Source organism: Jatrophihabitans sp., from assembly GCA_036389035.1.
Classification (GTDB): domain Bacteria; phylum Actinomycetota; class Actinomycetes; order Mycobacteriales; family Jatrophihabitantaceae; genus Jatrophihabitans_A.
Genome location: DASVQQ010000005.1, coordinates 31,876 through 56,501, shown reverse-complemented (window position 1 = coordinate 56,501; position 24,626 = coordinate 31,876). Strand labels below are relative to the sequence as shown.

Annotated in this window: 16 protein-coding genes; 11 read left to right on the top strand and 5 right to left on the bottom strand. The window is 68.7% G+C overall.

The genetic code is table 11. The features are described 5' to 3' along the window. The first annotated feature begins 5 nt into the window (after positions 1 to 5). The 9 genes from VF557_01980 to VF557_01940 all read left to right on the top strand — a co-directional run bounded on the left by VF557_01980 (position 6) and on the right by VF557_01940 (position 14,577). Complete coding sequence (locus VF557_01980) at positions 6 to 575, top strand: DUF5987 family protein (protein ID HEX8078959.1); 570 nt, start codon at positions 6 to 8, stop codon at positions 573 to 575. After that, positions 572 to 2,227, top strand: a complete 1,656-nt coding sequence (locus tag VF557_01975; protein ID HEX8078958.1) for a GMC family oxidoreductase — start codon at positions 572 to 574, stop codon at positions 2,225 to 2,227. The genes VF557_01980 and VF557_01975 overlap by 4 nt, the downstream gene beginning before the upstream one ends. Positions 2,228 to 2,313: 86 nt before the next feature. Further along, positions 2,314 to 3,378, top strand: a complete 1,065-nt coding sequence (locus VF557_01970; protein HEX8078957.1) for a carboxymuconolactone decarboxylase family protein — start codon at positions 2,314 to 2,316, stop codon at positions 3,376 to 3,378. Positions 3,379 to 3,833: 455 nt separating this feature from the next. Then, the gene (locus tag VF557_01965; protein ID HEX8078956.1) at positions 3,834 to 5,825 is read left to right on the top strand and encodes a CRTAC1 family protein; all 1,992 of its coding nucleotides are present in this window, start codon (positions 3,834 to 3,836) and stop codon (positions 5,823 to 5,825) included. After that, on the top strand, positions 5,822 to 6,835 hold the full coding sequence (locus tag VF557_01960; protein ID HEX8078955.1) for an enediyne biosynthesis protein UnbU: 1,014 nt from the start codon (positions 5,822 to 5,824) through the stop codon (positions 6,833 to 6,835). The genes VF557_01965 and VF557_01960 overlap by 4 nt, the downstream gene beginning before the upstream one ends. Continuing rightward, positions 6,832 to 12,750, top strand: coding sequence for a type I polyketide synthase (locus tag VF557_01955; GenBank protein ID HEX8078954.1), 5,919 nt, complete (start codon positions 6,832 to 6,834; stop codon positions 12,748 to 12,750). Before VF557_01960 ends, VF557_01955 begins: the two co-directional genes overlap by 4 nt. Before the next feature lie 2 nt (positions 12,751 to 12,752). Beyond that, positions 12,753 to 13,253, top strand: coding sequence for an acyl-CoA thioesterase (locus tag VF557_01950; protein ID HEX8078953.1), 501 nt, complete (start codon positions 12,753 to 12,755; stop codon positions 13,251 to 13,253). Beyond that, positions 13,240 to 13,788, top strand: coding sequence for a flavin reductase family protein (locus tag VF557_01945; protein HEX8078952.1), 549 nt, complete (start codon positions 13,240 to 13,242; stop codon positions 13,786 to 13,788). Before VF557_01950 ends, VF557_01945 begins: the two co-directional genes overlap by 14 nt. 141 nt (positions 13,789 to 13,929) lie before the next feature. Then, complete coding sequence (locus tag VF557_01940; GenBank protein HEX8078951.1) at positions 13,930 to 14,577, top strand: winged helix-turn-helix transcriptional regulator; 648 nt, start codon at positions 13,930 to 13,932, stop codon at positions 14,575 to 14,577. Between the two features lie 24 nt (positions 14,578 to 14,601). Here VF557_01940 and VF557_01935 read toward each other — a convergent pair whose 3' ends face one another. Then, positions 14,602 to 15,360 carry an FkbM family methyltransferase gene (locus VF557_01935; protein ID HEX8078950.1) on the bottom strand — a complete coding sequence of 253 codons (759 nt, stop codon included), beginning with the start codon at positions 15,358 to 15,360 and terminating at the stop codon, positions 14,602 to 14,604. 253 nt (positions 15,361 to 15,613) lie between these two features. On the opposite strand from VF557_01935, the gene VF557_01930 reads away from it, so the two are divergent. Then, positions 15,614 to 16,486, top strand: coding sequence for an arylamine N-acetyltransferase (locus VF557_01930; GenBank protein HEX8078949.1), 873 nt, complete (start codon positions 15,614 to 15,616; stop codon positions 16,484 to 16,486). Positions 16,487 to 16,511: 25 nt separating this feature from the next. Here the strand turns inward: VF557_01930 and VF557_01925 are convergent, their stop codons facing one another. The 4 genes from VF557_01925 to VF557_01910 all read right to left on the bottom strand — a co-directional run bounded on the left by VF557_01925 (position 16,512) and on the right by VF557_01910 (position 21,246). After that, positions 16,512 to 17,765, bottom strand: a complete 1,254-nt coding sequence (locus VF557_01925) for a cytochrome P450 (GenBank protein ID HEX8078948.1) — start codon at positions 17,763 to 17,765, stop codon at positions 16,512 to 16,514. 133 nt (positions 17,766 to 17,898) lie between these two features. Beyond that, positions 17,899 to 18,774, bottom strand: a complete 876-nt coding sequence (locus VF557_01920; GenBank protein HEX8078947.1) for an alpha/beta hydrolase — start codon at positions 18,772 to 18,774, stop codon at positions 17,899 to 17,901. A gap of 103 nt (positions 18,775 to 18,877) precedes the next feature. Next, positions 18,878 to 20,461, bottom strand: coding sequence for a CoA-transferase (locus tag VF557_01915; GenBank protein HEX8078946.1), 1,584 nt, complete (start codon positions 20,459 to 20,461; stop codon positions 18,878 to 18,880). Then, positions 20,458 to 21,246 carry an enoyl-CoA hydratase/isomerase family protein gene (locus VF557_01910; GenBank protein HEX8078945.1) on the bottom strand — a complete coding sequence of 263 codons (789 nt, stop codon included), beginning with the start codon at positions 21,244 to 21,246 and terminating at the stop codon, positions 20,458 to 20,460. The genes VF557_01915 and VF557_01910 overlap by 4 nt, the downstream gene beginning before the upstream one ends. Positions 21,247 to 21,778: 532 nt before the next feature. On the opposite strand from VF557_01910, the gene VF557_01905 reads away from it, so the two are divergent. Continuing rightward, on the top strand, positions 21,779 to 22,960 hold the full coding sequence (locus tag VF557_01905; GenBank protein HEX8078944.1) for an acyl-CoA dehydrogenase family protein: 1,182 nt from the start codon (positions 21,779 to 21,781) through the stop codon (positions 22,958 to 22,960). Positions 22,961 to 24,626: the final 1,666 nt, after the last annotated feature.

Here is a 24,626-nt window from a genome sequence, read left to right as displayed (position 1 = left end):
ACCTTATGGAATCAGCTATCTCGGACGAGGAGCAGATCAAGGTGATGACCCTCGAGGCCTTCGCCGACACGATCGTTCCCGGCAACAAGCGCTGGCCCGGCGACCGGGCCGTGGCAGGGGTGTCCCACGACGGCGGCTCGGTGGCGGCGGGCGCCATCGAACTGCTGGAGTCAGAGGCCGGCGGGTTGTCCCAGTGGCTGGGTGGCCTGGCCGGGATGCTCAACGGCCACGCGCAGAACTACGCGAACGAGAAGGGCATCGAGCTCGACGACACGGTGCCGGCGTTCGTCAGCCTCGACTATGACGACCGGGTCGCCATGGTGCTGCGGCTGACCGCGTGGGACCACCCGGAGCGGCAGGGCTGGGTCAACCTGGTGATGTTCTCCAACATGGCCTGGGACACCGGTGCGCACATGCACACCGCGGACGCGCTGGCCAGCGGGCATCCCGGCCTGCTCACCCTCGGCTTCGCGCCGCCGGACGCTGACGGCCTGTGGCGGTTCCCCGACTACACCTACGGCCGGCCGCTCGCCAAGATCCACCCCAACACCACCGCCTCCGGGAGCCCCGCATGACCAGCACCGAAAGCACCGACGTCCTCGTCATCGGCAGCGGCTTCGGCGGCGCCATCGCGGCCTACCACCTGGCAGCCGGCGGCGCCCGGGTCCTGGTGCTGGAACGCGGCCCGTGGCTGGAGGCCGAGGACTACGACCAGGACTTCAAGCTCGGATCCTCCACGACCCGGATCTTCGAGTTCACCGTCGGCGACGGCATGAGCGTGCTCGGCGGCAACTGCGTCGGCGGCGGCAGCGTCGTCTACTTCGCCACCATGCCCCGCGCGCCGGGCTACATCTTCGACCGCAAGGGCAGCATCGGCCGCCGGATGTGGCCGGCCGCGGTGAGCCGGGACACCCTGGAACCCTGGTATGACCGGGTGGCCGAGGCGTTGCCGATCACCAAGCAGAAGTGGGAGACCGTGCCCTACGCCGGCGGGCTGTGGGCCGCGGCCTGCGACAACGCCGGGCACACCTGCAATCCCGTTCCGGCCGCGGTCGACACCTCGCGGTGCACCAACTGCAACTGGATGATGTCGGGCTGCAAGTTCGACGCCAAGCGCTCGCTGCTGCTCAACTACCTGCCGGCCGCGATCGCACACGGCGCCGAGATCCGGCCGCTGCACGAGGTGCAGCAGATCACCCGCAACTCCGACGGTGGTTACCGGGTCCACTACAACACCCTGGACGAGGTCGACTACCGCGTGCAGACCGGCAGCGGCGTCGTCGACGCCAAGCTGATCGTGCTGGCCGCCGGCACGGCCGCGACGCCGGTGATCCTGCAGCGCTCGGAGCCGAGCCTGGGCGTCATGCCGGACGCGGTCGGAAAGTACTTCTCCGGAAACGGTGAACGGCTCAACACCGCCGTGCTGAACGAGGACCGGGTTCGCGAGGTTCTGGGCCTGGACCGCGGTGACGGCATCGCCTTCGAGGCCGGCCAGATCGGCAAGGGCCCGGTCGCCGCGTGCTGGGACTGGCTGGACGGCTCGCTACCGGAGTACGACCGGTTCTCCCTGGAGCAGCTGTACTTCCCGCCGGGGCTGGGCACCATCCTGGCTCAGGTCGCCGACGCCACCGGGCCGACCTGGTTCGGCAAGGAGAAGAAAGAGATGATGCGGCACTGGAAGTCCTGGCTGACCACCTTCACCATGTCCGAGGACGACAACGAGGGCGTCTTCGGTCCGCCGCCGGCGACCGGCAACTCGATGCGGGTGTCCCAGCAGATGTTCGGCCTGGGCCCGCTGAAGTACGAGCCGACCAAGAACACCCTCAACGGCTGGGCAAAGTCCGACGCCGCGGTCAAGAGCATCCTGGAGAAGGACGGCCTGGCCAAGGTGATGCCCTGGACCAACGAGGTGGTGGGCGCCTACACGGTGCACCCGCTGGCGTCCTGCCGGATCGGCGATGACCCGAACACCTCGGCGCTGGACGACAACCACGAGCTGCGCGGCCACCCGGGCATCTTCGTCACCGACGGCTCGGCGGTCCCCAGCGCGCTGACCGTCAATCCGGCGATGACCATCGCGGCCCTGGCCGAGCGGGCCATGCCGGCGATCGTCCGGGCGGCACAGGCGCGGGGCATCGACGTCCGCTACGGGGCGCCGGCGCCGGACGGCGACACCAGCGCGCGCAACCAGGCCAACAAGATGGTCGCGCAACTTCTCGGCGACTGACGGGGGAACCAGGGCGGCGGTCCCGGCTGACGCCGCCCTGGACTCCACGCCGAGTGTGAGCACCTGCCCCATAGCAAGGAGCATCGATGGCCGGGTCCCTTCTGCAATCGGCGCTTCGCCGCTCCCTGGATCACGTCAAGCACGTCACGCCCGCCCGGATGGGTGGCTCCGACGACACAGTGAGCAGGGTCTACCGGCAGGCCGAGCGGGACTTCGGCATGCTGGCGCCGCCGGTGGCGCTGCACTCGCCGGCGCCCGGCCCGCTGGCCGCCAGCTGGATGATGCTCCGGGAGTCGCTGGTGGCTGACGGCCAGGTGTCGCGGGGCGCCAAGGAAGCGGTCGCGGCGGCAGTATCACTGGGCAACGCCTGCCCCTACTGCATCGCGGTGCACTCGGCGACGCTGTCCGGCCTGCTCGGCAGCCCGACCGCGGCCGCGGTCTCCTCCGACAACATCGACTCGATCGCGGATCCCGAGGTGCGTGCGGCCGCCCAGTGGGCGCGCCGGTCGGGGAACCGGCAGGACAGCCAGTCCCAGGACGCGCCGTTCCCGAAGGAACAGGCGCCTGAGATCGCCGGCGTCGCCGTCACCTTTCAGTACCTCAACCGGATGGTCGACATCTTTCTCACCGACTCGCCGCTGCCGCCAGCCGTTCCGGCCAGAGCCCGCCGCGGCGCGCTGCGGATGCTCGGCCGGTTCATGAGCGCCGCCGCCCGGGGAACGCACCAGCCGGGCGCCTCGTTGGAGCTGCTGCCCCCGGCGCCGCTGCCACCGGACCTGTGGTGGGCGGCCGGCAGCCCGCATGTCGGCGAGGCGTTCGCCCGTGCCAGCGCGGCCATCGACGCGGCCGGCCGGCAGCACGTTCCCCCTTCCGTGCAGGCAGCGCTGCGCTCGCGGCTGGCCGGTTGGGATGGCCAACGGCTCGGCTTGAGCCGGTCCTGGGTCCAGGACGAGGTGTTGGCGCTGCCGGCCGGCGAACGGGCCAGTGGCCGGCTCGCGTTGCTCGCCGCGCTGGCGCCCTTCCAGGTCGACCACTCGGTCATCGACGCCTTCCGGACCGAACAGCCCAGCGACGAGGCGTTGATCGTCACCACCTCGTGGGCAAGCATGGCGGCCGCGCGCCGGGTCGGCAGCTGGTTGCGAATCAACTGAGTGCCCGAAAGGCCATAGCCGAACGGCCATGCCGTCCGGCCGGTTCCGGCTGCCCGGTTCCGGCTACCGGTGCCGACATCACCGACTGTGCTCGAGCCACTCGCAGCTCCGCCGGTTCGCCGGCGCCCGTCTCGTTCGTGTTCGAAACAGGTAGTGGTTCACGTCACGTTCTCGAATAGCCCGGTCAGTAAAGGCGAAAAGTGCCAACAAGAGGCAGCCGAGCAAGGCAAGAGATGCCCGTTGTGTGGCCGGGTCGCATTCTTGGATCAACGCCATTTCGGGTCAATTCGAACCCGGCACGCAATGGCCGGCAGGCGAACCGACGCCTGAGGTTTCGTCCTGGTGCGTGCTCACAGCAGGACGGCACCCCAGGCGTCGCGTCGTGTTGGGCCCGAACTCGAACCTCGACGACGGCATCAGAGCAGTCGAACTTGTAACTCCGCGAAGGGTGGATCATGGCAGTGTCCCGTGAACGTGTCCGCAAGCTAATTCCCGCTCTGGTAGCCGCCGTGGTCCTGCTCTCCCTATACGTGGTGGCGCAGAGCCGGGTGGCTACCTACGGCGCGGACTCGGTGGCCACCCAGTACAAGTTCAAAGAAATGCCTATCGCCATGCCCGCCGGATACAACGACCAGAAGATGGAAACCATCCGACCGGTCAACCGCGCGTACAAGAAGATCGCCGCCTGGGTCTCCTCGGTCGGCGCCAGCATCGCGATCAACGACCTGGTCGGCAACGGCCGCTCCAACGGCATGTGCATCGTGGACACCCGGACCAACGACGTGGTCGTGACCTACACGCCGACCGCGCCGGCGGCCGACCAGTTCCCGCCGTTCGTGCTCGACCCCAGCCCGCTGCCCATGGACAACGCGATGGCGCCAATGGGCTGCAACCCCGGTGACTTCAACGGCGACAGCCGGATGGACCTGCTGGTCACCTACTGGGGCCGTACCCCGATCCTGTTCCTGGCCAAGAGCAGCGCCACCGCTCCGCTGTCCAATGCCGCTTACCACCCGCAGGAGCTGGTCCCCTCGCAGTCCCTGGACGGCAGGTATCACGGCCCGCGGTGGCACACCGACGCCAACTTCGTCGGTGACCTCGACGGCGACGGCAACCCCGACATCATCATCGGCAACTACTTCCCCGAGTCCGACGTGCTGAACCCGAACGGGCAGAACAACGTCAGGATGAACGACTCGCTGGCCACCGCCAAGAACGGCGGCGGTGAGCGGGTGCTGCGCTGGCACAGCGCGACCTCCGGTGACAAGCCGACCGCCTCCTACGTCGAGCAGCAAGGCGCTGTCCCCTACCAGGCCTCCACCGGTTGGACCCTGGCCATCGCCGGGGCGGACCTGACCGGCAGTGGATTGCCCGACATCTACATCGCCAACGACTTCGGCCACGACCACCTGCTGCACAACGTCTCGGTTCCGGGCAACATCAGGTTCAAGGAAGCCAGCGGTCAGCGCGGGCCGGCCACCGCCAAGTCCTTCGTGCTCGGCAAGGACTCGTTCAAGGGCATGGGCGTGGACTTCGGCGACCTCAACGGCACCGGCAGGTTCGACATCGCGGTCAGCAACATCACTGTCAAGTGGGGCCTGCAGGAAGGCAACTTCATCTTCATCAACGAGGCCAAGGACAAGGCCACGATGAAGAAGAAGCTGGACGCCGGTATCGCGCCCTTCAAGCAGGAGGCTGTGAAGTACGGAATGGCGTGGACCGGCTGGTGCTGGGACGTCAAGATGGGCGACTTCCTCAACAACGGCGACCTGTCCGTGCTGCAGACGACCGGATTCGTCAAGGGCGAGATCGACCGGTGGCCCTGGCTGCAGGAGATGGCCATGACGAACGACGACCTGCTCAGCAACCCTGCGATGTGGCCGAACGCCGGACCCGGTGACGACATCGCCGGTGACCAGCACATGGCCTTCTACGCCAAGAACTCCGACGGCGAGTACGTCAACATCAGCTCCAAGATCGGCACCGACGTTCCCATTCCGACCCGGGGGCTCGCTACGGCTGACACCACCGGCACCGGTGCCCTGGACTTCGCGATCGCCCGGCAGTGGGGCCCACCGGCCTTCTACGCCAACCAGTCCCCGAACAAGGGCAACTACCTCAACCTGCACCTCTACCGCCCTGCCAGTGACAGCAGCGCGGTCGCCGGCAGCGGTCTGGCCAACATCGGAACGCCGGCCTACAACGCGACGGTGACCGTGACCACCCCGAACGGGAAGAGGATCTCTCAGCTTGACGGCGGTGGCGGCCACGGCGGTTTCCGAAGCTTCGAGGTTCACTTCGGACTCGGTGACTACAGCGGTCCGGCCGACGTGGAGCTGCAATGGCGCGACGTCAAGGGCCAACTCCACCAGCAAAAGGTTCAGATGACGCCTGGCGTCCACTCTCTCGTCCTGACGGACACTGTCCAGGAGGTTTCAAGCCGATGACCGCCACTGTCCAGCAGCAACCAGCATCCAGCCCGGCGGCGCCGACAGCGCCCATCGTGGCTGCCAGCAAGCCGAAGCCGGACGCTCGCTACATCGCGCTGCGAAACTTCGCCATCTCGATCAGCGTGCTCAACATCTTCGGTTACGCATGGCTCGGCTTCGAGCAACCGTGGTTGTGGCCGATCCTGTCGATCCTGGTGGGCTATGCCACCGAGATCGTCTTCGAGAGCATCAGCGCCTGGGTCTACCGGCGGCCGGCGAAGTTCAGGGGCAATGGCGTGCGGGGCCTCTACGAGGCACTGCTACCGGCTCACATCACCGCCCTGGCCGTCAACATGCTGCTCTACGCCAACAACCAGTTCTGGCCGGTGGCCTTCGGCATCGTCGTGGGTGTCGGCGCAAAGCACGTCCTGCAGGCGCCGATCGCCGGCCGGATGCGGCACTTCATGAACCCGTCCAACTTCGGCATCACCGCGGTGCTGCTCTGCTTCAGCCACTGGTGCAGCATCGCCCCGCCCTACCAGTTCACCGAGAACGCCAACACCTTCTTCCGGGTGATGATTCCGCTGATCATCGCCACCGCCGGAACGGTGATCAACGCGATGCTCACCAAGAAGGTGGCGCTGATCGTGGGCTGGATGGGCGGCTTCGCCATCCAGGCCTTCGTCCGGCACTGGATCTGGGATGTCTCGCTGTTCTCCGCGCTCGGCGCGATGACCGGAGTCGCGTTCGTGCTGTTCACCAACTACATGATCACCGACCCCGGCACCACGCCGTTCAAGGCACGCAACCAATTCATCTTCGGCGCATCGGTCGCCTTCGTGTACGCCGTGATGATGCAGTTCAACGTTGTCTACACGCTGTTCTTCGCCACCACCGCGGTGTGCGGCCTGCGCGGTCTGGGCTGGTGGGCCGCGCACTTCATCAACAAGTCCAAGCAGCGTCGAGCCGCGGCAGCGGCCGGCGTCGAGCGTCCCATGGGACCGAACCCCGCGGCGGTGGCAGTATGAGTGCAGATCGAATCGCAGTAGTCGGCATCTCCTGCCGCTATCCTGACGCCGATTCCCCTGATGATCTATGGAAGAACGTGCTAGCCGGGCGGCGGGCCTTCCGCCAGATCCCCGACGAGCGGATGCGGCTGGAGGACTACTACTCCCCTGACCCGGCCGCCCCGGACCGGTTCTACGCGCAGAAGGCCGCGGTCATCGAGGGCTTCGAGTTCGACCGGGTCAAGTACCGGGTGGCCGGCAGCACCTACCGCTCCACCGACCTGACGCACTGGCTCGCGCTGGACACCGCCGCTCGGGCACTGGCCGACGCCGGATTCCCCAACGGAGAGGGCCTGGACCGCAAGAACACCGGTGTGGTGATAGGTAACACCCTGACCGGCGAGTTCAGCCGGGCGAGCGTGATGCGGCTGCGTTGGCCCTACGTCCGGCGTACCGTCGGCGCCGCGCTGCGCGAGCAGGGCTGGGACGACGCCGCGCTGAGCGGGTTCCTCGACCAGCTCGAGACCCGTTACAAGAGCCCGTTCGCGCCGGTGGACGAGGACACGCTGGCCGGCGGGCTGGCCAACACCATCGCCGGCCGGGTCTGCAACCACTTCGACCTTCACGGCGGCGGGTACACCGTCGACGGCGCCTGCGCGTCCTCGCTGCTGTCGGTGACCACCGCGTGCAACGCGCTGTCCGACGGAGACCTCGACACGGTGATCGCCGGCGGGGTCGACCTGAGCATCGATCCGTTCGAGGTGATCGGGTTCTCCAAGACCGGCGCGCTGGCCTCTGGGGAGATGCGGGTCTATGACCAGCACTCCAACGGGTTCTGGCCCGGTGAGGGCTGCGGGATGCTGGTCCTGATGCGTGAGGAGGACGCGATCGCCCGCGGCCTCAAGCGCTACGCCAGCATCGTCGGCTGGGGTTACTCCTCCGACGGCAAGGGCGGGATCACCCGTCCGGAGGCGGCCGGGCACCAGCTGGCCATCGAACGCGCCTATCGCCGCGCCGGTTTCGGCTTCGAGACCGTCAATTACATCGAGGGGCACGGCACCGGCACCGCGGTCGGTGACGCCACCGAGCTGCGCGCCCTGTCCACCGCCCGCCGGCTGGCCGACCCCGAGGCGGCGCCGGCCGCGATCAGCACGCTGAAGGGCAACATCGGGCACACCAAGGGAGCGGCTGGAGTCGGTGGCCTGCTCAAGGCCATCCTGGCCATCCACCACCAGGTGATCCCGCCGGCGACCGGGCACGTCGACCCGCATGCGGAGTTGCTCGGCGACCGGCCCGGGTTGCGGGTCCCCAGCTCGGCAGAGCTGTGGCCGGAGAGCGGACCGATCCGGGTCGGGGTGTCCTCGATGGGCTTCGGCGGCATCAACACCCACATGGTGCTCGAGCAGCAGTCCGGCAGCGAGCGCCGAACCGAGATCGCGGCCGAGGTCAAGCAGCTGGTGCGCTCTCGGCAGGACTGCGAACTGCTGCTGATCGACGCCAGCAGCATCGCCGACCTGCGCGGCAGGATCAGCCAGCTTGCGGCCATGTCGACCCGGATGTCCTTCGCCGAGCTCAGTGACCTGGCCGGCACCCTCGAGGCCGGCCTGGCCGACCGCCCGGTCAGGGCTGCGGTGGTCCTCAGCACTCCGGAGCAGGCCGAGAGCCAGTTCGGCAAGCTGTTGATGCTGCTGGACAACGGCGCCCGGTCAGTGCTCGACGCGGAGGGTGGGGTGTTTCTCGGCAACGCCGCCGGCAAGCCCCGGATCGGATTCCTGTTCCCCGGCCAGGGCGCAGGGCGGCGCGGTGACGGTGGCGCCATCGGCCGCCGCTTCGAGGTGGTCGAGCAGCTCTACCGCGACCACCCGCTGTCCAAGGGAGCAAACCTGGCCGACACGGCGGTGGCTCAGCCGAGAATCGCCACCGCCTCGGTGGCGGGCCTCCGGCTGTTGCGGTTGCTCGGGATAGAGGGCGCGGCCGCCGCCGGGCACAGCCTCGGTGAACTGACCGCGCTGCACTGGGCCGGCGCCTACGACGAGGCGACCCTGCTCTCGATCGCCGCCGCCCGCGGCCGGATCATGGCCGAGACCAGCAGCGACAACGGCGCCATGGCCGGTGTGATGGCCGGGCCCGAGTTGGTCACGCCGATGCTGGAGGGCGAGCCGGTGGGCATCGCCGGCTACAACGGCCCGCACCAGACCGTCGTGTCCGGGCCGGCCGACGCCGTAGATCGAATCTGCGCCAAGGCCTCGGCCCAGGGATTGACCGCGATGCGGCTGCCGGTGTCCCACGCCTTCCACTCCGAGCTGGTGGCTCCGGCCGCCGATGCGTTGCGGAGCCACCTGGGTACCCACCAGTTCTCAGAGGTGCGACGCCGGGTGGTGTCCACGGTCACCGGTGACACCCTGGCCGCCGACTCGGATCTGCCGGAGCTGCTGGTGCGCCAAGTCCGCGAACCGGTGCGCTTCACCGAGGCGGTGACCGCTCTGGCCGGTGATGTCGACCTGCTGCTCGAAGTGGGGCCCGGCACCATCCTGCGCGGGCTGGCCAGCGAGATCGCCCCGTCCGTCGTGACGATCTCGCTCGAAACCGACAGCAACTCACTGGCAGGCCTGCTGCGAGCGGTCGCGGCGTGCTACGTCCTCGGTGCCCCGGTCCGGCATGCCGAGCTGTACCGGGACCGGTTCACCCGCATCCTGGAACCCGGCAAGCAGTTCCGGTTCTTCGCCAGTCCCTGTGAGCAGGCGCCTGCGGACGAGTTGGGAATGGCGGGGCTGTCGGCCACGCTTGCGGCGCCTGCCAGCACCACGCTGCCGGCCGCCGCGCTCAGCACGGCGCCAGCACCGGTACCGCCCGGCGGCATGCCGTCCCAACCCGAGAGCCCGGCCGCGCCGGGCACGACGGGGCAGGCGCCCGCCGGTCCGCCGCAGAGCGCGGTGGATGTCCTTCGCCGGCTGGCGGCCGAGCGGGCCGAGTTGCCGCTGGAGGCTGTCAGCGCCAGCAGCCACCCGCTGGACGAGCTGCACCTGAGCTCGATCACGGTCGGCCAGATCGTCAACCAGGCCTCGCGTGAACTGGGGTTGACCGCTCCGATGGCGACTTCGACGTTCGCCACCTCCACCCTGGCCCAGCTTGCCCAGATGCTCGATGAGCTGGGTGAGAGCGCTCTAGCGGCCGAGGAGCCGACAGCCGCCGCGCTGGGTGTCGCGCCCTGGGTGCGGGCCTTCGCCATCGACCAGGTGACGGGGGCGGCCGGACCGGCTGCCGGTCCTACGGGCGCCGGTGACTGGGAGGTGTTCGCCAGCGAGCGGCACCCGCTGGCCGCCGGGCTCCGGCAGGCCTTGCTCAGCGCCGGCCTCGGCAGCGGAGTCGTGCTCTGCCTGCCGCGCGACTGCGACGAGAGCCACGTCCCGTTGATGCTGGCCGCTGCCAAGGCGGTGCTGGCTCTGCCGGCGCCGGCTCGCTTCGTGGTGGTCGGCGATCGGCGCGGTGCGGCCGGCCTGGCCAAGACGCTGTGCCTGGAGGCTCCGACGGTGTCGACCACGGTGGTCAGCCTGCCGTTGCCACTGGATCTGAGCGCTGACCGGGTGACGGCCGCGGTAGGCGCAATCGTCGCCGACGTCGCTGCCACCGACGGCTTCAGCGAGGTCAGCTACGACGCTGCGGGGGCTCGCCGGGTTCCGGTGCTGCGCCCGTTGCGGCTCACCCCAGCTGCCGACGGCAAACCGCCGTTGGGCCCGCAGGACGTCCTGCTGGTCACCGGTGGCGGCAAGGGAATCACGGCTGAGTGCGCGCTCTCGCTCGCCCAGGACACCGGCGCGGCGGTCGGCCTGCTCGGCCGGTCCGGCCCGGACGGCGACGCCGAACTGGCTGCCAACCTGGAGCGGATGGCCGCGGCCGGGGTGCGTTACCGCTACGTCCGGGCCGATGTCACCTCTGCCGATGAGGTGAAGGCCGCGGTCGAGGAGATCCGTGACACCCTCGGGCCGGTCACCGGCATCCTGCACGGCGCCGGACGCAATGAGCCGAACTCGCTGCTCAGCCTTGACCAATCCTCCTTCGAGCGCACCCTGGCGCCCAAGATCGGCGGGTTGGAGGCGGTGCTCGCGGCGACCGATCCCGGCTCGCTGCGGCTGCTGGTCACCTTCGGCAGCATCATCGGCCGGGCCGGCCTGCGAGGTGAGGCCGACTACGCCACCGCCAACGACTGGCTGACCGATCTGACCTGCCGGGTCGCCGAGGACTACCCCGATTGCCGGTGCGTCGCACTGGAATGGTCGGTGTGGTCGGGCTCGGGCATGGGTGAGCGGCTGGGGGTGCTGGAGTCGTTGATGCGCGAAGGCATCTCGCCGATCAGGACGGAGGACGGCATCGAGATCCTGAGCAGGGTGCTCGCCGATCCGAGCGCGCCCACCACCATGGTGGTGATGGGCCGCGCGGAGGGGCTGCCGACGATCACGCTCGAGCAGCACGAGATTCCCCTGTTGCGGTTCCTGGACCGGACGCAGGTGTACTACCCCGGCATCGAGCTGGTCGCTGACGCCGACTTGTCGGCCACCGGCGATCTCTACCTTGCCGACCACCTGCTCGACGGCGACCTGCTGTTCCCGGCGGTGCTGGGAATGGAGGCGATGGCGCAGGCCGCCACCGTCCTGACCGGCCACGAGCGACCGCCGGTGCTCACCGACGTGGAGTTCCTGCGCCCGATCGTGGTGCCGGTCGACGGCCACACCACGATCCGGATCGCGGCGCTGGTCACCGAGGACGGCGACGTCGAGACGGTCATCCGCAGCAGTGACACCGGCTTTCAGGCCGACCACTTCCGGGCGACCTTGCGGTACTCCCAGCAGCTGGCCGGGACGGTCAACCCGCCAAGCCCTTCTCAGTTGCTGCCGCTGGACGCGGCCCGGGACCTGTACGGCTCGGTCCTGTTCCAGGGCGGGCGGTTCCAGCGGCTGCGGGGCTACCAGCAGTTGGCTGCCAAGGGCTGCGTCGCCGAGATCGGCAACTCGAGTTCGCAGGACTGGTTCGCGAGCTTCCTCACCCAGGAACTGGTGCTGGCCGATCCAGGGACCCGGGACGCCATGATGCACAGCATCCAATGCTGCGTGCCGGACGCGACGCTGCTGCCGGCCGGCATCGAACGGCTGTACCTGGCCGATCGCCGCGACGTGCAGGGCTGTGAGAAGGTCACGCTGCACGCGGTGGAACGCCTGCGCGACGGTGACACCTACCTCTATGACCTCGATGTCCTCGACGCCGAGGGCAAGCTGGTCGAGCGCTGGGAGGGCCTGCGGCTGCAGGCGGTCCGCAAGCAGGACGGAGCCGGTCCGTGGCTTGCCAGCCTGCTCGGGCCCTACCTGGAGCGGCGTACCGAACTGGGCCTGGACGGCATCAGCCTGCGGTGCGGGGTGGTGCCCGACGGCCCCTCCCCGGCCCACGGCCAGGCCGCTCGGCGGGAGCAGACCGCCCAGGCGCTCAGCTGGGCGCTGGGCGAGCCGACGACGGTGCGCTACCGTCCCGACGGCAAGCCCGAGGTCGGCGGCGGCAGCGAGGTCTCGGCCTCGCACACGGCCGGGCTGACCTTCGTGGTCGCGGGCGGGTCGCAACCGGTGAGCTGTGACGTGGAAGTGGTCACCAGCAGGTCCGAGCAGGACTGGGCCGATCTGCTCGGCCGGGAGCCGTTCGCCCTGGCGCAGCTGCTCGCCGCTGAGCGGCAGGAGGATCTGTCACTGGCGGCCACCCGGGTGTGGGGTGCGGTGGAGTGCCTGCGCAAGGTGGGCAGGGCTCGGATCGAGCCGATCACGGTCGGCGAGCAGCGGGGTGACCGCTGGGTGAGCCTGCGTTCGGGCACGGCCCGGATCACCACGTTCCCGACCACGGTGCGCGATGTCAAGGACACGGTGGTGTTCACCATGCTGACCGAAGGCGAGAACTGACCGTGGAGCAGTACTACGAATACCGGCACCTGGTTGGTTTCGAGGAGACGAACTTGGTGGGCAATGTCTACTACGTCAACTACCTGAGATGGCAGGGCCGCTGCCGGGAGATGTTCCTGAAGGATCGGGCGGCGGCCGTGCTGGAGGATTTGCGCAACGATCTAAAGCTGTTCACGCTCAAGTGCGAGTGTGAGTACATGGTGGAGATCGGCGCGTTCGACGAGCTCTCGATCAGGATGCGGCTGGAGGACCTGACTCAGACCCAGATCGGTTTCGCCTTCGACTACGTCCGGCTTCGCGACGATATGGAGGTGCTGGTGGCCCGGGGGCGGCAGCGGATCGCCTGCATGCGCGGGCCGAACACCGACACCAAGCCGACCAGGGTGCCGGAGGTGTTGCGCGCGGCGCTGGCGCCGTACGCGATCACCTCTTCGGCTCCGGCCGGCAACTACGTGAGCTCGGCGGCGACTCCCGCTAAGACCCCGGCCGATGGCGCGAGCTGATCGGATGCTCGATCCGCGGGCCGGCGGCACACCGGTGGCCCAGGATAGCAACGAGTTCCGGGACGTCATGGGGATGTTCGCCACCGGGATCACGGTCGTCACCGCCAACGGCGACACGACGCCGCACGGCATGACGGCGAACTCGTTCACCTCGGTGTCCTTGGACCCGCCGCTGGTGCTGGTCTGCGTCCTTCGGGACGCGGTCATGCACCAGGCGATCCTGCAGGGCCGATCGTTTGCCATCTCGGTGCTGTCCACCGCTCAGGAGCCGGTGGCCCGCTACTTCGCCGATCGGAGCCGGCCCCGGGGCGATCGGGAATTCGACGTGATCGACTGGACGCCGGGCCGGCACACCGGGGTGCCGATCGTGAGCGGAACGCTGGCCTGGTTGGAGTGCCGGCTGGCAGCGGTCTACGAGGGCGGTGACCACTCGATCTTTCTGGGGGCGGTTCTCGACCTCGGCCGCAGTTTCAGGCGGAACGCGCTACTGTTCTTCGGCGGTGACTTTCACCGATTGGAGTCCGAGCAGCTCTGAGGGCTAACGAGGGCAACTTGTCTCAATGGCCGTCCAACCCCATCTAATACTTGCAAACGGCGTTCAGGCCCTTGGATATTCAGAACAATTTGCCCAAGATTGCCTCTCTCGCAAAACAACCAGGCTGTAGAGTCCCGGCGTATGGCGCGTCGAAGCTACGGACAGATCTGCGGGCTGAGCCGTGCCCTGGAGATCGTCGGCGAGCGCTGGGCGCTGCTCATCGTCCGGGATCTGATCCTCGGACCCAAGCGTTTCACCGACCTGCGGCAGGGCCTGCCGCGGATACCGACCAACGTCCTGTCGGCCCGGTTGAAGGAGCTGGAGCAGTCCGGAGTGCTGCAGCGGCGCATCCTGCCCCGTCCGGCGACCGCGGTGGTCTACGAGCTCACCGACTACGGTCGCGAACTCGACGACATCCTGCTGCGACTGGGCCTCTGGGGCGCCCAGTCGATGGGTCCGCCGGACGACGATGACATCTACACGCCCGCCTCGCTGCTGATGGGCATGCGCGCGCTCTATTGGGCTGCCGGCTCGCCGAAGCCGCCGGTGCCGGTCAGCTACGAGCTGAGGGTCAACGGGGTCGTCATCGGCCTGACCGTGCAGGACGGCGAGCTGGGCCTCGTTGACGGCCCGCAGGCCGATCCCGACCTGGTGATCGAGACCGGCCACGCTCTGGCAGCCCTGCTCACCGGCAGGGTCACCCCGTCAGAGGCCCTTGAAAGCGGCAGCGTCCGGGTGACCGGTGACCCCGAGCTGCTCACCGAGTTCGCCAAGACCTTCCACGTCTGAGCCGTTGCCGGCGCTGCCCCACGCTCAGGGCGGATCAGCCGGCTGGGACGGCGGCGCCAGCCACGCGACGTCGGCCACGTGCGGTCGGGCGTGGGCCCAGTACGCGATCTGGGCCCAGCCCCGCGAGCGCATGTAGCCCCCGATCGACTCCAGGGTGGCTCCCCCGTCATACCGCGCCCAGGTGCTGCCCTCGATGACGGCCAGTTGCAACCGGCTCAGGTCGGTACCCGCCAGCACCTCGAGCTCCGCGCCCTGGGCGTCGATGACCAGCACGTTGCAACCGGCCTGCACCTCGCGCACCGGAATCACCGCGATCGTGTCCTGGCGGATCACCGCCATCGGCGACAGCGGCATCAGCATGCTGGCCTGCTGGTCGTACTCGGTGACGTGCAGCACCACCTGGCCACGCTCGCGGCCGGCCGCGGCCAGCACCACCTCGCGGGCTGGCAGGCCGTCGACGGGGACGGGCAGGCCGGCGTCGAGGTGGTGCAGGTGCAACTGCCGCCGCAACGCCGCGGTGTGGTCGGAATTGGGCTCTACCATCACCAGCCGGCGGAACCCGCACCGGGTCAGGGCCGGCACCTCCTGGCCGACGTGCGCCCCGACCTGCACGACGCCGTCGGTTGCCAGTCCCAGCCGGTTGATCAGAGCCGGCAGCTGATCCTCCCAGCGAGCCGGGGCGTCGGGGTCCTGACATCCTGGCGTGGAGTCCGGCGACTCCGCACCCGCTGCGACCCGTGGCCGCTCGAGCGATGCGGCCACAGCCCGAGGAAGGTCGGGCATCTGTTCGCCTTTCAGTACAGGGCTGCGCTGGCCGCGAAAGCGAGCGGTGCGCGGGCGTGGAACGCCGGGCTTGATCAATCCTCGCTCCGCGCACGCTGCCGGCCACCTCTCCTGTTGCGGACCCGTGCCCAGCTGCCGGCGATTGCCCTTGTTCAGCCGGCACTCTCAGAGGTGGCGCCGGTCGGCGCCACGCTGAGGATGGAAGGAGTCGTCTCACCCGGCCAGCTCGAGCCGGCCGCGCTGAGGAGAACCGATGCCAGTCATCTCAGCCGAGGGCGTGGCCTGCTACCTGCGCCGGCTGCAAGTCACCGATCCCGGCCAGCCGTCGGTCGAGGGGCTGTTCGGGTTGCACCGAGCACATGTCGAGCGGGTTCCCTACGAGGTCATCGACATCCAGCTCGGCCGGTGGACGTCGGTGCAGCCACACCATGCGGTGAACCGGATCCTGCGCGGTCGGGGTGGCTATTGCGTGCAACTCAACACCGCCTTCTCGGTGCTGCTGGCGGCACTGGGCTACCAGGTCACCAGGCATGCCGCCGGAGTCCAGGCCAGCGCCGGGATGCCGGCCGTCAACGCCGACGTCGCGCCGCACATGGCCTTGTCGGTCAAGCTCGACGGACTCGACTGGCTGGTCGACGTCGGGCTCGGGGACGGCCTGCACGAGCCCGTGCCGGCCAGGCCGGGACCCCACCAGCAGGGCCCGTTCAACTACCGGCTGAGCCGCTCGAGGGCCGAACCCGGCGGCCTCCGGCTGGATCACGACCCGCGCGGTTCGGTGACCGGTATCGACATTCGGATGGAGCCGGCCCGCCAGCAGGAATTTCATCGATGGCACCACTACCTGGTGAGCTCGCCGGAATCGCGGCTGGTGCGCGCGCTGACTGTCATGCGCCGCGACGCGAGCAGCATCGACACCCTGACCGGCTGCCTGCTGCGCCGTGTCGACAGCACCGGCCGGACGGTCCGGGAGCTGAGCACCCGGGACGAATGGTTCGAAGCGCTGGCCGACGTCTTCGCCCTCGGACTCACCGACCTCGAACCCGAGCGACGCGAGGCGTTGTGGACCAAGGTGCGAGCCGCCCACGAGTCGTGGCTGGCTCGCAAGGCCGCCAGTCGCGCGTCCTGAGCGTGCTGCCCGCTGACGCCCTGCGTCAGGCGCCCGCCCGGGCCGGCAACTTCTGACCCAGGCTGATCGGCAGCTCGTCCAAGCCGCGGCCCACCCAGGTGTCGCGGCGCACCGGCGCTCCGGCGAGGGCAAGCTCCGGAAACCGGCGCAGCAACCTGGGCAAAGCGATCTGGGCCTCCATCCGGGACAGCGGCGCGCCCAGGCAGAAATGGCTGCCGGCGCCGAAGCTCAGCGGTTGGATGTCGCCGCGGTCAGGGTCGAACCGGTCCGGGTCGGCGAAGCGGCGCGGATCCCGGTTGGCCGCTCCCAGGATGAGCACCAATTTGGTGCCGGCCGGCACCGCGTGACCCAGCAGCCTCAGCTCGGTAGCGGCCCACCGGCTGGTTGCCTGCACCGGCGCCTCGAACCGCAGCGTCTCTTCCACGTAGTTGACCGAGAAGCCCGGTTCGGCACGCAGTCGCCGGGCCAGGTCGGGATGCTGGCAGGCCAGCAGCAGGCAGTGCCCGAGCAGGAAGCTGGTCGTCTCGAACCCGGCGGTCAGCAGCAGCATCATGTTGGCCACCAGCTCCTGCTGGTTGAGCCGCTCCACACCGGAATGCGCCAGCACGCTGATCACGTCGTCGGCCGGCTCGGGCCGGCGGCGCTCGATCAGGGCCACGAAATAGGCGCTGAGGTCCCGCATGGCCGCATCGGCAACAGACAGCGCGTCGAGATTGGTGATTCCCTCCAGTGCGATCGTCACGTCGGCGGCGATCCGGCGAAACCACGCCTGATCCTGCTCGGGCACTCCCAGCAGGGCGCTGATCACCGCGATCGGCAGCCGGGAGGCGAACTCGGCGATGAAGTCGACCGGAGCGCCTGCCCCGCCGGCTTCGGCCAGCCGATCCAGCAGTCGATCGATCAGCTGCTCGATGGCAGGACGCAAGCCGTTGACCCGGCGCGGGGTGAAGCCACTGCTCACCAACCGGCGCATGCGCGCGTGGTCAGGCGGATTGCGGTACAGCATCGAGTCGATATAGCCGCGCAACGCGGGATGCTCGCGCCAGTCAGGGTAGATGGCGTCATAGCTCAGTCCGTCCTGCACCCGCAGCCGGCTATCGCGCAATGCGGCGTCGCATTCGGCGTAACCGACCACGACCATCAGCCCGGGTCGGACGGCGACGACGGCGCCGTGCTCGCGCAACAGCTCATAGCGGGGGTAGGGATGGGTGCGCCCCGGTGACCCGACCAGCTCCCGGATCGTCGCCAACGGCGACTGGCGCGGCGCTGACTCCGTCACGTCACCCCGGTCCACTCACCACGCATCCCGACCCGCCCTCGTCCGGCCGCGCGGCCGGCTCCCGACGATCGTGCGCCGGCCGCCCCGCCGGCGCCTCTTCGGCGATGCGCCGATCTCGGTGGCCTGGTCGGACTCACTCCGAGGACAGCACGCGGTCCACGGCGCGAGCGAATTCGGCGGACGCGGTCGCGTATCCCTGGTGATCGCCCGGGAATTCCACGACGTCGACACCGAGGCGCCGTGCCACCTCACGCGCGGCCACCTGAGGCGCCTGCCCACCGGAGGCCACTCCCACTCCGATCACGATCCTGCTGCTGATCCTGGCCAAGGCCTCGATATCAGGGAGGTAGCCGGCCGCCCGGCGGATCTGATGGGTGAAGAAGTGATCCATGTTGGCCTGCGACCGGCGCATCAACGCGCGGGTCCGCGGCGACATCCGGGACACGTCCGGTAGCTGATCCGCCAGCCGCGGGCTCAGCCGGCCGATCCGGGAGGTGCCAGGCCCGGGGACCGCCTCGATGCCGTCCAGGAACCGGCCCATCGCGACGCCGGCTCCGTGGCGCCGGTGAAGGTCCTCGAGCTCATCGACGAAGTCCTGCCACTGCTGGCTGTAGGGCAACAGCGTCATCGCCGCGGGCTCGTGCGCGATCAGGGCCCGCACCTGCTCAGGGTGCCGGGCGGCCAGCTCCAGCCCGACCAGGCCCCCGCCGCTGGAGCCGAGCACGTAGGCAGGCTCCGAGCTCAACGCTGTCAGGATCCGGTGCGCGTCGTCGGCCAGCACCTCGATGCCGACATCCGCGGCCGGACCGTCCAGCACGCTGCGCGACAGGCCTCGCATGTCATAGGTGACCGTCAGGTACTTCGCCGCGAGCCGGGTGGCCAGCCCGGCCATGGCGCGCGCGTCGGCGGCCGCGCCGGCAATCAGCAGCAGCATCGGCCCGCAGCCCCTGACCTCGCAGTGCAGCCGCGCGCCGGGCACCGCCACCGTCTGGGTGCTGGTCGCGCTCATCGACTGCCTCTCTTCTCGGCCTGCGGTCGGGGCAGCGACATCATGCCCGACCAGCGCCACGCTCAGCGCTGCCAGGGCCGTCAGGCGACAGCTCCCAGCCGGGTCACGGACGGAACAGCGCCGGGTCCATGGTGCGCAGGTTTTCGGCGAGGATGACCGGAAAGCCCATCAACCGCAGCAGATCCCGGTGCAGGTCGATGCCCGGCGCGATCTCGATCAGGACGATGCCGTCGGCGGTGATGTCGAAGACGGCCCGCTCGGTGATGATCCTGGCCTGCTGACCGCGCCGCACCCCCGCGCCAGCCCGATAGGTGATCAGCTCGACCTCGGGAACGAACTTGGTGACCTTGCCCTCGCGCCGCACGCTCAACCGGCCGCCCGCGCTGCTGACCTGGAGGCCCTGGGTGGTGAAGGTGCCCGCGAAGACCAGCCGACGGACGCTTTCAGCGATATCGGTGAAACCCCCACCGCCGGGGCTGGCCTCGCCGAACCGGCTGACATTGACATTGCCGTCCGCGTCGATCTGAGCGAAGGCCAGCACCGCGAAGTCGCAGCCGCCGCCGTGGATGAAGTCGAACTGGGATCCGCCGTCCAGCAGCGCCTCGGGTGAGTAGTTGGCCGAGAACTGCCAGCCGTTCATGACCACCCCGCCGAACGGCCCGTGTTCGGTGGTGAAGACGTAGTCGTTCACCCGGCCGCCGTCCAGGCTGCCGTCCTCGGCCATCGCCAGGATGGCGTCGGAGGATCCGCCGAATCCCAGGATGGTGGTCTCACCGACCCGGAGTTCCTGGGACACCCGGCGGGCGATGACCTTGTCCGCTCCGGCCGGCAACCGGGGCAGCCGTTGAACGGCGTCGGGAACCGGTGCCAGGTAGCCCGGGTCTGACAGCACATCGGTGCCCACCGGCTGGCCGGTCACCGGTACCACGTGGTCGACCAGCGCACCCGGGATCCGCACCTGCTGAGCGGCCCGGCTGCCGCGCGGCACGATCCTGCCGACTTGGGCGATGACAGTCCCGCCGCTGGCCTTCACCGCCAGTGCCAGGGCCAGATTGGCCGAGGTGAGCGGCAGATCCTCGAACGAGAGGTTGCCGTGCTCGTCGGCCGAGCTGGCCCGCAGGATCGCGACGTCCAGGGGCCAGCTCGGATAGAACAGGAACTCCTCACCGCGAAACCGCACCACCTCGACCAGGCCGTCCCGGGCCGACGGAGTGAACCTGCCGCCACCGTGCCTCGGGTCGATATAGGTGCCCAGGCCGATCCGGGTCAGGTAACCCGGGCTGCCACGGGCCACCTCGCGCAGCCAGTGCATGCTGGCGCCGATCGGCCAGCTGTGCGCTTGTACCAGGTCGTTGCGGATCAGCTCGGTCAGCGCCGGGCGGGCGCCGGTGACCGGATGCCGTGGGTTGATATAGGAGCCGGAGATGATCCGAGCCATCAGGCCCGGCCGGGCGACGTGGTCCATGCCGCCGATACCCATCGCGTCGCCGACGGCGCACGGGAAGTAGAACGTCAGCTGCCGTGGCGAGCCGGTCCGTTCGAAGCGCTCACCGAGCGCACGCAGCACCGCGTCCGGGGTGATCCAACCGAGCACCCCGGTGCAGGCCACCGCCTGGTGGTCGGTGATCACAGCCACCGCGGCCGACAGATCGCATACCTTGCTCCGCGACCGAGCCGGCCGGCTCATGGAGCCTGATCGCGTTCAGGGCGGCTGAACCTGTCAAAACTGAGCTGAGCGGTGCTCGTCAGGCCGTCCAGGCCGAACATCGGTGAGGTCCGGGCATCCATGCCTTCGGCGGCTCCTGCCTCGACCAGCGCGCGCTTGGTCGAAGCGACCGCGTGCGGCGGCAACGTGGCAAGCCTGAGCGCGACCCGCATCGCGTCCCGCAGCGCGTGGCCCGGCTCGCTGATCTCATCCACCGCGCCGATGCGGTGCAGTTGCCGGCCGGACAGCGGCTGCTCACCCCATGCCAACCGCCTGGCAGCAGCCGGCCCCACCCTGGCCACCAGACTGTGCAGTCCCCATGGCGGCACCCAGCCCAGCCCCACCTCCGGCAACTGCCAGCGGGCCTGCGAGGCACTGATGACCACATCGCAACTGGTGGCCAGCAGAAAGCCGCCGCCCAAGGCGAAACCCTCCACCGCGGCCACCACCGGAATGTCGAGCTGCGCCAGCATCCGAGCAAGGCGCCCGGTCCGGTCCTCGTGTCGCACCTTCTCGGTGGCCGGCAGCCCGGCGAGCTCCGTCAGGTCCGAACCGGAGCAGAAACCCGGTGGTGATCCGGTCAGCACAACCGCCCGGGTGTCCGGACTGTCATCGAGCTCGAGCAGCATCGCCGCGAGCCTGCTCACCAGTCCCGCGCTGAGCGCGTTGCAAACCGCCGGCCGGTTCAGCCGCAGCACCGCCACCGCGCCGCGGCGGTCGCTGAGCACCGGGATCTCGGCGCCGTCGGACATCGCAGTTCCTCCCACGAAGTGAAGCCTGCCGCCGTCGTGGCCTTGTCCTTGAGAGGTTCAAGGCACGACGCCGGCCGCCCACCCAGGGCCGCACGGTGGCAGCGCGGGCGAAAGGAAGAAACGTCTGAAACGTCGCCGGTGAACAGGCCCGGCTACTTTCCAGCCAGCAGCTGGCCACTGCATCCTGCCTGCGTCCGAGCGGTGGAACATCTTCGCCAATGCCGTTGACCGAGTTGGCAATCCGCACAGTTGCCGATCCATCCGGGCTCGCGCAAGCTGGCTAGGACGGCGCGGGCCAGCTAGCACCAGGAATTGGCGCCATCGGCTCGGACCGGCACCGCTCGTCTAGAACTCAAGCGCCGGTTCCGCACGTGGAGAGATGCTCCAGGAGCTGGTGAATGGAACGGTCGTTACCGACATCCGCCAGAGCCATCACTGCTGGAGTGCACCGGCTGACCGCACCCGCAGTACCCATCGCTGGCGCCATGTTCATGTTGACAAGCCCCGGCCAACGGTTCTTGGACATCGTTTTATCTAGGAGGAGAATGTGTTGACGACCGAAGTTCCGACGCGGGCTGAACTGGTTCAGCGTGCGTCCGAACTGGCACCGCTCATTCAGCAGCATGCTGCCTGGGCTGAGGAGAACCGGCGGATCAGCGACGAGGCGATCGAGGCCATCGCGGCCGCCGGCATGTTCCGACTGCGGACCCCGGCCCGGTACGGGGGCTACGAGGTCGACACCCGCACCCTGGTGGATGTCGCCGCCCAGCTCGGCCGGGCGGACGGGTCCACCTCCTGGGCGGCGTCGGTGTACTGGATCCCGACCTGGATGGCATGCCAGTTCCCCGATCAGGTGCAGGACGAGGTGTTCTCGACTCCGGATGTCCGGATCTGTGGAACGCTGAGCCCGACCGCGATGGCGACCCCGGTGGACGGCGGTGTCGTGGTCAACGGCAAGTGGGGTTTCATCAGCGGCGCGCCGCACGCTCACTGGCAGGAGATCGTCGCGATCCAGGTGGGTCCGGACACCGAGCCGATGCCGATCATCGCGCTGGTTCCGATGTCGGACCTGATCATCGTCGACGACTGGTACACCTCGGGCCTGAAGGGCACCGGAAGCGTCAGCACCGTCGCCAACGAGGTGTTCGTTCCGCAGGAGCGCATCATGCCATTGCCGGCGATCCTGCAGGGCCAAGGCGCTTCCAAGCTCAACGCCAAGTCCCCGATCTACAACGCGCCGCTGCTGCCGGTCGCGTCGGCCTCGTCGGTGGGCACGGTGCTCGGTCTCGGGCTCGCCGCCCAGGACGCCTTCCTCCAGCGGCTGCCGGAGCGCAAGATCAGCTACACCACCTACGACAGCCAGGGCGATGCCCCGCTCACCCACCTTCAGGTCTCGGACGCCTCGATGAAGATCGACGAGGCTGAGTTCCACGCGCACCGGCTTGCCTCCGTGGTGGACACCAAGTGCGCCGAGCGCTCGGAGTGGAGCATCGGGGAGCGGGCCAAGGCGCGTGCCGACATGGGCGCGGTGTGCAAGCTGGCCAAGGATGCCGTCGAGATTCTCAGCTCGGCCAGTGGCGGCTCCTCGATCTACTCCGACGTGCCGATGCAGCGGATCTCGCGTGACGTCCAGGCCATCAACCTGCACGCCCTGATGCATCCGGACACCAACTCCGAGCTCTACGGCCGCATCCTCTGCGGCAAGGAGCCCAACACGCTCTACATCTGAGCAAGCCCGGTACCCCACGACCGGTATCCACGACGACACCGATGGTCTGTTGACCATCGGTGTCGTCGCGTTGCGGCCCCCCGCGGTCGGGCTCGCTGATCCCTAGCGAGCCCGGCCGCTCACACCGATCGTCCTACCCACCCTGGCCGCCGGGGGCCGCTCAGCGCCGATCAAGGCCACTCGGCGCGGGCTCGCCTTCGAGCCCGAGGTCTCAGCACTGAGCACCACTCACCGTGCGGCAACGAGCAGCCGCTCTCTGCGCGGACGCCGCTACGGACCGGCTCACCCCGCCGCCAGCGGCAGCTGGAGGGCCGGTGGTCGGGTTTGCCGCGCTGGATCCACCGGAGGGGCCATATGACCGCGAACCGAGGGGCGGCATTCGATACGGCGGCCGTCGTCCGGGCAAGGGGTGCGCGAGCAGCCCACGGGCCGGTCGCAGCCAATCGGGATCCACTTCGGGAATGTGCGCAATCAGCACGCCTCGCGGGTGCTGCCACCCATCGCTCGACTCTTATCCTATGGCGTCAGCGGGGGCGGGGGGCGGGGTTCGCTATTCTGAGCCGGCCTGCGCCGCTTCGTAGGGCGCGCGGCACTCGATGATGCTCTTGACTGCGCAACAAACGCCGGCGTATGCATATTCAAGGCACGCCGGCAGTGTCGAAGATCAGCTTCGCTGAAGTACCGGCGCGTGGATCTCCCCCGTCTCACCCAATCGTAAGATCCACGCGCCGGAAAGCACCAGGTTAAACCAGCCAACTGTGCTTATAATTCTCCAAACCTGCCCTAGGGATACTGAATGTCCTAAATCGAATAGGTAGAGATCAAGAACTTGCAAATGAAACGCCTGCCCAAGTCTTGCCCTCAACGTGCGCTTTACCGTTTAAGAGTGATCATTTCTCCGGAGCCTGCATTAGTGGCGAGCCATTTGACCACTTCATCAATGCGCAATTCGCTTCTATTATGTCTGGATTTGCTACTTTCGACGTTTAGCAGGCATTTGGCGCGGCCCTCCTGATGCTCACGCCGTCGGCAGCCGGCCGAGTTGCGAGCGGGCCTTGCCCCAGGTGGCACGCAGCGTCGGGCGCTGGTGGCGAAAGTGCCCGGCCGGCGCCGTCGCCGGTTCGCAGCGATAAGCGAGAACTCCCCTGTAATACAACGGATAGAGTTGTCAGCAACCCCCATGCTTGCGCCTGGCAAGCGCGATTCTGATAGCCGTCGCGCGGTCTCGGCCAGCAACCGAAGCTCCCTCGCGGACCTGCTCGACGCGGTCGCAAGCACCCTGCGGCGCTACGTGCCCCGCATCCGGCTCGGCTCGCACACCCACCCCTATCGGCCCCCGCGCACTCGCCGGCCAGTAAGTACCGAGCATCCGCTCCGGCCTCGGCAGGCGGAGCCGATATTGGAGGCCTGCAGACACCATCCAATGCTTCTTCGCATGTGCGCAACCTTCCTGCTAACTTCCCTTTCGGCGGCCGGAGCGGCAGACTAAAGGTGGCCCGCAGCGACAGCTCGACTGCAGTGGGTTACCCTCGAAGGCAGTATGTCTCTTTTACACACAAGGTGCTAAGGTCGGCCTCGATCCAGCTCGGCCAATGCAGCAGGTACTCATCAAGAATGCCAGGGTGGGCACAGTTATGTCATTGTCCAGGACAATTAGCGTATTGGC